Origin of the sequence: Ileibacterium valens, assembly GCF_001945525.1 — a bacterium.
GTDB lineage: Bacteria > Bacillota_I > Bacilli_A > Erysipelotrichales > Erysipelotrichaceae > Ileibacterium > Ileibacterium valens.
This window is the reverse complement of record NZ_MPJW01000278.1, coordinates 1-9272: the sequence shown is the minus strand read 5'-3', so window position 1 is coordinate 9272 and position 9272 is coordinate 1. Positions and strand designations below refer to the sequence as shown.

Genomic DNA, 9272 nt, shown 5'->3' with positions numbered 1-9272 from the left:
CATGTAATTGATCACCTTTCCGGTACCTCCTGTTCTCCTCAGATTAAGGAGCAGAAGATACAAAAATAGTGGCAACTTTTCAACCGATATTCGTCAAAAAGTAGCCACTTTTAAACTAACAAATACATCTGGCCAATGGATTCAGCTCCAACTTATGGAACTGATGGCCATGACATGAAGTTTGGTTATGGAGTAAAACAATCGGATGGCAGCTACAACGAAGACAATAAAAATCAGTTTACTGGATTAAATGGTGAAGGGACATCACCTCTAGAGGAACCAAAAAACTTTCCACCATCGGATGATGGAAAAAATCATAACTCCTACTTTGGAATGTCCTTTTCAGCGGATTTTGTTATTGATCCAGGATATGCTGGTCCACTGCGTTATTACTTCTACGGGGATGATGACATGTATGTCTTCCTTTCCAAAGTAAATAACTATGGAACAAGCCATGAAAACCTCTCTAACACCACTCTGGTTGCGGATATTGGAGGAGTTCATTCTTCAGTGGGTATGTATGTTAACCTCTGGGATACTGTAAAGCAGATTTCTGGTCGGACGGAAAAAGGAATTCTTCCTTATCACAAAGCCGATGGAACAGAAAATGAAGCGGAGTATTATCGTCTGACATTCTTCTATACCGAACGCGGAGCTTCAGGTTCTTCCTGCTATATGCGGTTTACGCTTCCATTTGAAGAGTTGAAAACCGTTCCGATGAAATACACTGGAAATCTTGAAATTGAAAAAGAAGTGAAAGTTCAGATCTCTGATGATCAGGAAATTCATCCTGATCATGATCGTGATTACACCTTCAAACTGGAACTGAAAAATCCAGTGACTTTAAGTGGAAAGCCAACTCAGAAGTTTGACGAAGGAACAGATCTGGTTAACCGTTATGGATATACCATTTACGATGCAGATCATAATAAAGTCAGTGATGGATTTGCCTATGTGAATTCACAATTCAATTTGAAACATGGACAGTATATGCGCCTGGAAGGTCTTCCTGAAGGCACTTTATACCGTGTTTCCGAATTGAATGAAGATGGTTCGATTATCACTACCTTTGCCAGCGGTAAGGTGGTTGTGGGAACTGACCAGAAGGAAATCTTCACGGATTACGAAGAAGGAAAGGTCATCGAAGGAGCAACACAGGAGAATAACTACGTTAAATTCATTAACGCCAGCGCTCCTGGTTCTCTGACTCTGTCTAAAGCTGTTTCTGGAGACAGAACAACCGATACCTTCTCATTTGAAATCGATCTGAATTCGGTTGATAAGGTGACGAATATTAAAAGCCCATTGCCATCTGTTTCCTGGATGAAAAATGGTGTGGAACAGCCGGACTTAGTGAATTCAGAAGGTAAATATACTTTTGAATTAAAGCAGGATGACAAGATCGTCGTGTACAATCTGCCAAATCATACCAGCTACAAAATTCAGGAAAAATCAGATGATTCCTTTGTCGTTGAAGATATCACGGTCAATGGAAACAGTGCTGGAAATACAACGACGACAGTTAATCCAGAGACCGGAACAGTTGAAGGAATGATTTATGGAGAATACACTCCTGAATCTCCAATCACGGATAAAAACCGTCCTCAGGTTTCTGTACACTATCACAACCGTTTTGAACCCAATGGAGCAGCCAGCCTTGAAGTGACCAAACACCTGCAGGGCCGTCCTTCCGTATTGGGTGAAACGTATGAATTTGTTTTAAAACCTGTTAATCAGGAAGCAAAAGATAAGTTTGGCAAAGACTGGACCAACCGGGCTGCCGTTGAATTTGAAGAAGGATTGACAAGCCAGAAAGCTCTGTTTAGCCCAATGTCCTTTGTAGCGAAAGACATCGATAAAACATTCGAATTTGAAGTCAGCGAAATCATTCCGGATCAGCCTTATGAAAATATGGAATACGATCCAACGGTTTATCAGGCCATCTTAAAACCAGTTCAGAATGAATCCACAAAGGATATCGATGTGAATATGGAAATTATAAGAGATGGTCAGGCTGCAGACAGTCTTGAATTTACGAATGTTTATTCACCCATCACGACATATCGAATTGGTTTTAATAAGGAAATTATTGGTGAAGGTCAGCCAGGAGACCAGTACGTCTTTAAAATTGAACCCGCATCACTAAGCCGGGCTAAATCGGATCAGGCTTCATCTACTCCGATGCCTAAAACGGATGAGGTCGTTATTAAGTATGATGGAACAGAAAGCGTAAACCGCAGCTTTGATCCAATTACTTATGAAGAACCGGGTCTCTATCACTATGTCATCACTGAAATGAAGACCAATGAGATCGATAATATCGTTCTTGATAAAAAGGAACACGAGGTAACAATTCGTGTTGAAAAAGATAAAGATGATCAGGGTGTTGAAATTCTTGAAGCATCCATGCGTACCACCAAAGATATCAATGGAAATCTGATTACATTCAAGAACTACTATCAGAATACGGATGTCGAAATTCCAGTAACCAAGCATATGGAAGGAAGACAAATGACGGAAAACGATGTCTTCCAGTTTGTTCTTCTGGATGAAAATGGAAATCGCGTAGATACTCTGATGCTTCATGGAAAAGAAGGAGAACTTTCCGTTGAAGGCAAGTTCAGACCTCTCAATTACCAGAAAGTCGGAACTCACCGATACACCATTAAAGAGATTGCTGGAACAGATCCTTCCCTAACATATGATTTAACAGAATATGAAGTTGTTGTAGATGTCAAAACCCAAAGCGATATTGATTTTTCTGAAGATTATTCGCTGGTCTATGAAGTAACAGTGACGAAGGATGGAAAACCGTTTGATGGAAATTCAGCCATCTTTACAAACAAGTTCAATACTTTCCTTGAATGGGCACCAACTGTAACTAAACAGACGGTGGGATCTTCTCCAGCTGGATACAGCTTTACGATGGATGTTGAACGTAAAGAGGACGATGGAATTGTTCTTCCTGTGGATGAGAATGGCAATCCAAATCTGAATGCCATCAGTGATGAAAACGGACATATTTCTTTTGCCAATATCAAATTCACCAAACCTGGTGAATATACGATCACTGTAAAAGAAAATACCCCGGAAACTCACATCAATGGTTTTGCAAATCAGATCCAGTACGATCAGAAGATTATCAATCATCAGCTTGTAATCGAAAAAGATGAAAAAACGGGCCTGTTAAGTATTAATACTGAAAAATCAGAACTTCCAAAAGAGAACGAAAGTATATTCACGAACGATGCCGGTCTGCAGATTTCAAAAGAATTAGCGGCTGGCAACAACGTGACATTAACTGAAGATGATTTGAATAAAGAGTTCAGCTTCAAACTGACACTGAAAGATTCAAATAATCAGGAATTTACGAAGACTCTTAAAATGGTCAAGGTAATCAATGGAATCGCTCAGGTTCCAACAGATATTGCATCCAACTCTGTTCTGAAACTGAAGGGTGGAGAATCTTTACGTCTGTATGGTCTGCCAATTGGAACGAAATATACCATTGAAGAACTTCCTGCAGAAGGATACGTATTAGTGAATGATTCTTCTGAAGGAATAATCGGTGTGAATACCGAACTTATTCACAAATTCAGAAATACCAAAAAGGGAACGGATACAGCCCAGATTCAGGGTTACAAACGTTTAAGCAATACAGAAGGCTCGAACCGCGTACTCAAGGAAAATGATTTCCAGTTTGTTCTTGAACCGGTTAAGGCAACTGTAGAAAAAGAAGAAACAGATAAAGACGAAACAAACAAAGAAGAAAATCCAGAAACTGCTCCAATACAAACACCAGATAATTCAGCAACCACTGAAGGTACAGGAGCTGATGATGAAACTTCTGAAGAAACAGGAACAAATCTGGATTCTTCAAATGCAAATCAACCAGGGACTGAATCAGGTGCAGGTTCTGAAAGTTCAAATCCGGAAACTGACGGTGCCGAAAATCAGAACGCCAATCAGATTCCAACTCAGTTTGAACGCAGAATTAATCTGAGTTCCAAGCTGAAAAATCCAGTAGATTTAAAACCAGCTGAAATGCCGATGCCGCAAGGCAGTGTTAATAACAAACATACTGTAGGCAATAAGGAAAATGGAACGTTCATTTTCCCGGAAATTACATTCAAACAGGCAGGTACCTATACCTACCGCGTAACTGAATTTATTCCAGCTTCTCAGAAACCAGAAGATCAGATGATTTTTGATGAAGCTTCCTTCCTTGCGGTCATTGAAGTTGAACATACTCTGGATGATCAGGGAAATGTCAATGGAGTGAAAACCACTTCAATCAAGTACTCAAGAGAAAATGATAATGCAGAAATTGAAGATATTCTGTTTACCAACACCTACGTGGGTCTGCCGGATCTCGAAATTGAAAAGTTCCAGCAGATTAATGGTGGAGCTTTAACCAAGGATCTGCAGAACGTAAAAGCTGGAGATCTGATCACTTACCATTTACAGGTGAGTGTTCCAGAAACGGCGACTGCAGCAGCCAAGGATATTGTCGTTACTGACTTTATCCCAAATCCGGATCGCGGAAGTGATCTGGATGCCAGACTGACTTTCTTGCCAGGCTCTCAGGGGAATGGATCATACAATGAGAAAACCGGTGAACTTCGCTGGACTATTGATTCATTGAGTCCAGGCGCATCCACGACGGTAAAATTTACTGTGATTGCTCCATCGGTTAAAAACCGTACGACATTCACAAACATCGCACAGGCTGCTTATGGAAATAACCCAGGCGGTCCAAACGAAACGACCAATACCGAACAGGTAACTGTTCAGATTGATCCAACCGTACCAAATTTAGGAATTGAAAAATTCCAGATCATCAACAATGGTGACAAACAGAATGGCGAAGATCCAATCTGGGTTGAAGCCGGTGATGAAGTCACCTATGAATTGCTTGTAATCAACACTGGAAATGCTGATGCGATCAATGCGGTAGTTACGGACGTAGTTCCAGAAGGTCTTGAACTGATTGAATCTTCTTTAGGCCAGGCTTCTTATGATGAAAAGAGCAGAATGATTACCTGGAATTTACCTGTTGTGGCAAAACAGAGTTCAATGATTGTCTCCTTTAGAGCAAGAGTTCCACAGGTAGACAAACCAACTCTTTATACCAACCAGGGATTTGTAAAGTATGAAAACAATCCAGAAGATCCAGATGAAAAGATCCCATCCAATATCGTAAAGATCGAAACGGATGTTCCAGATCTTGAAATTCAGAAATACCAGGCTCTCAACAGTAAAGAACCTGAAGATTTCACTCAGGATATTCTGACGGCTGTCAATAAGGATGTAGTGACCTATAAGCTTGTAGTTACAAACACAAGTAAAGTCAAAGCTGAAAATGTCATCGTAAAAGACGTCATTCCAGCTGGACTCAAGTATGTAGCCAATTCTGTTTCTGTTGGTGGTAACTATGTAACTGCTGAAGATCAGGAGATGGTGATCTGGAATCTGGGAACCTTAAAACCAGGAGAATCCAGAGAAGTGACTTTCCAGGTTAAAGTTCCAGTGGTTGATTCCTATACGAAGTGGACCAATATGGCTTCCACTGCGTTTGGAAAAGATCCTGAAAATCCAATTGAAAAAGATTCAAATGAAGTTATTGTTCAGACCGATGTTCCAGAACTGAAGATTCATAAGTTCCAGAAGATCGATCAGCCAGAAAATGACTTTGTCGATACACCAGTTACCGGTGAAATCGGCGATAAACTGATCTATAAGATTGTTGTTGAAAATATTGGAAAAGCGACGGCTACTGATGTAGTGATCACTGACCAGGTTCCAGCAGGATTAATTCTCGATAAGAATTCGATTACTCCAAAACCAGTCAGCGTGGATGATAAAACGCAGACCATTACCTGGAATCTAGGCGATCTGAAAGTCGGTGAAAAACGCTCGGTAGAATTTGCGGTAGAAATTCCAAAAGTCAATGTCGAAACTACATGGACCAATGGAGCCAATACATCATTTGGCAATAATCCGGACAATCCAGGAAACTCTGAAAAGCCTGAAACTCCGGATAAACCAAATGATCCAGAAAACCCTGGAAATCCCGACAACCCAGAAAATCCGGATCAGCCAAATGATCCAGAAAATCCAGGAACACCGGATAAACCAGATACTCCACAGGATCCAAATAAACCAGTAGATATTCCTTCGAATAAGGTTGATGTTTCTGTTAACCTGCCTGCTCTTGAAATCGAAAAGCTGCAGGGACTGAATATGGAAGTCATCGATATCAATATGGCTCAAAAAGAAGAGCTGAATGCCAAGGCAAATGATATTGTGACTTACTTCATTCGACTTACCAGCAATGGAAAAGCGGCTGCCAAAGATGTCAGAATCAGCGATGTCATTCCTGAAGGACTGATCCTTGTAGAAGGAAGCATTTCTGATGGTGGAGTGCTCAATGGAAATATCGTGGAATGGACAATAGGGGATCTGAATCCTGGTCAGAGTGTTGTTCGCTTTTTTCAGGTCAGAATTCCTGAAATCAAGGAAGCTTCCACCTGGGTAAACGTGGCTTCAAGCGTTTATTCCAACAATCCGAATAATCCTGATGGATCAAATGGTGCAGATAAACCATATGCTCCAGTCGATTCCAATGAAGTCAAAGTCAATGCCAACATTCCTAAGCTGAAAATTCAGAAGGAACAAAAGGTCAATGACGGCGAGTTCACTACAGATATTCGACCAGTAAAACCAGAGGATGCAGTGACCTATCAGTTAAGCATCACCAATGATTCTGCGGTGACTGCTTTGGATGTCACGCTAAAAGATAAGGTGCCTTCCGGTCTTGAACTGATCGAAAATTCCATCAGTGATGATGGCCAGGCAAAAGATGGAGAAATCATCTGGAAACTTGGCGATATCAAAGCTGGAGAAACACGGAAAGTGACATTCCAGGTCAGAGTGCCAGTTGTAGAAGAAAACACAAAATGGACCAATGTGGCTTATATAAGTTATCCAAACAATCCGGAAAATCCAAAGGATCCACAGGATCCAACAAAACCGGGCGGACCGGATAAGGAAGATCCATCCAATGAAGTAACCATTGAAACTGAAGTCCAGGCTCCAGCAGTAGATTTGATCAAACAGCAGTCCAAAAATGGAGAAACTCCAACTACTTCAAAACTTGAAGTCAGCCAGGGCGATGTAGTGACTTATATCCTGACAGTCTTCAGTAAGGGAGTAACTGCAGCTGAAAATGTACGTATTGAAGATGTGATTCCAGAAGGATTAACCTATGTTGAAGGTTCAATCTCTGAAGGTGGAATTGTCGAAGGAGATACTCTGAGCTGGATGATTCCAGTTCTTGAACCAGGTGATTCCTATCAGGTTTCCTTTAAAGTGCTGGTTCCAGAAGTAACCAAAACAACCACATGGAAAAACATAGCAGGTGCAAGCTTTGGCAATGATCCAGAAGGGGATAAAACCTATCCATCCAATGAAGTAGAAATTGAAGAACCGATTAATCCAGGAAAACCAGGAACTTCTGGAAATCCACAAAAACCAGATCGGCCAACTTCTTCCTTCAATGGAAAGCCAACCACTGGAAAACCGGCCAATACTGCAACAGAAACAAATCCAACCCTTTGGATTTCAGCTATGATCACAGCAATTGTTACAGCCGGAACTCTGTTCTTCGTATCTTTCAAACGAAAGAAAAAGAAAATGGAGTCCTAGTCTGAAAAAAATCCAGAGACGACTTCTATAAAGCTGTACCAAATCAATTGAATGAGATAAATATGAACAAGAAAAGCATGAATAAGAAATGCAATTGAATCATCGTCTTGTTCATACTCAAAAAATGACCTGCATTCTTACATCCACCAGATGTCTGAATGCAGGCTTTTTTTGTGCCTGTTTTCGGGTTTACAGAGTACAGGCCAAAGAAAAAGAAAAAAATCGTTGATTGCAAGGATTTTAATGCCAGAAATTCAACTCAAATTGCTTAAATTGTCTGACTCGAAAAAGAATTACTAGGATAATCACATAAATCTTTGAAATTCAAGATCAAAAAGAGACAAGAAATCATACGAATCAACGAATTGGTAAATGAATCATTAAACAAAGATAACCGTAATCGGATGTTTTTTATAAAAAATACCTGAGAAACGTATACTTTTTCATATTTCGTTCATAACAGAATTTAAATAGAATAATTTATTTTAATGGCTTATTCCCATAAATTATTTTGCTTCCATGTTAATTTATCTAAAAATTCCGGATACTGAACAATTTGAGCAAAATTTATAAAACGTATATTAATCAAAAGATATAGTTTAAAACTTTAAAGTAAATTATTATATCCATATCATTCATAAATATATCGTTAATTACGACTTTTGATGTGAAATCTAATGATTATATAATTTAAAACACATGACCCAGTTTCCTGAGGTCAATCTGATTCCGATGATAATTGATCGGATAAATGAATAGAAAGAGGAGGGGATTGGAGATTCAAAACAGGGATAGGAAAGACAGAAGAGTTTCCAATGATCTTTCCGATCATCTGCATGATGCAAAATAACTCGATTAATCGGATTCCAAATAAATCCGAAATGAGAAAGAGAAATGCTGATTATTTTATTTTCAAAGGGGAATATCGAAAATAAAAGTTCTGTCTGATCAGCAATAAGCATTATCAGATGAATAAATAGAGAAGCGTTTCAGAAATCGATTGCTGCGAAAATCTGAAACTGAACATAAAACACAATGGCAAGACGAGTTAGGACAGAAGAAGCTTGAAGCTGTTCGTGGTTATATAAAAGCACCCATTTTGGGCGTCAAGTTGATTAACACTTGGTTATTTCAGCTTAACGCTCTGGGTGCTTTTTCTTTAACAAATTTGGTATTTAGTTCGATAACTTAAACAACTAAATATCATTTGTCAATCGATAAATAAAGGAGATTTTTTATGAAAAAAGAGAAGATTTATATTGACATTCTTCAACTGCTTAAAAGCCAGAACCTCGGATTTTCAGTACTCGAACAAATGATTCAGGAACACGAAAACAGAATTGAAATGATTGAAGAAACGATCTTAAGAATCAGAAACAATGAACTTAATGGAGCGGTTTTATATAAAGGTGTTTCGGAGGATCACCATTATATGTTTGAAGCCTACGATTCAGTAAGCAAACAAATTGTTCTATCCGATACCGACCTCAACTTTTCAACTTCATTAGTTGAAATTATTGATATAAGCCACTTCACATTAGGGAATTATGAGTTTCAATACTCAA

The 9272-nt window shown here is 39.3% G+C and carries 2 protein-coding genes; both read left to right on the top strand.

Annotated features, from left to right (window positions below; all coding sequences use genetic code 11):
* Nucleotides 1–135 precede the first annotated feature (135 nt).
* Nucleotides 136–7707, top strand: coding sequence for a Spy0128 family protein (locus tag BO222_RS14310; RefSeq protein WP_083647827.1), 7572 nt, complete (start codon nucleotides 136–138; stop codon nucleotides 7705–7707).
* A gap of 1237 nt (nucleotides 7708–8944) precedes the next feature.
* A partial coding sequence (locus BO222_RS12735; RefSeq protein WP_143356863.1) for a hypothetical protein occupies nucleotides 8945–9272 on the top strand: 328 nt, incomplete at its 3' end.

Coding starts and splice junctions, on each gene's coding strand:
- BO222_RS14310 (WP_083647827.1), top strand. CDS start 136: ATGGATTCAGCTCCAACTTATGGAACTGATGGCCATGACATGAAGTTT.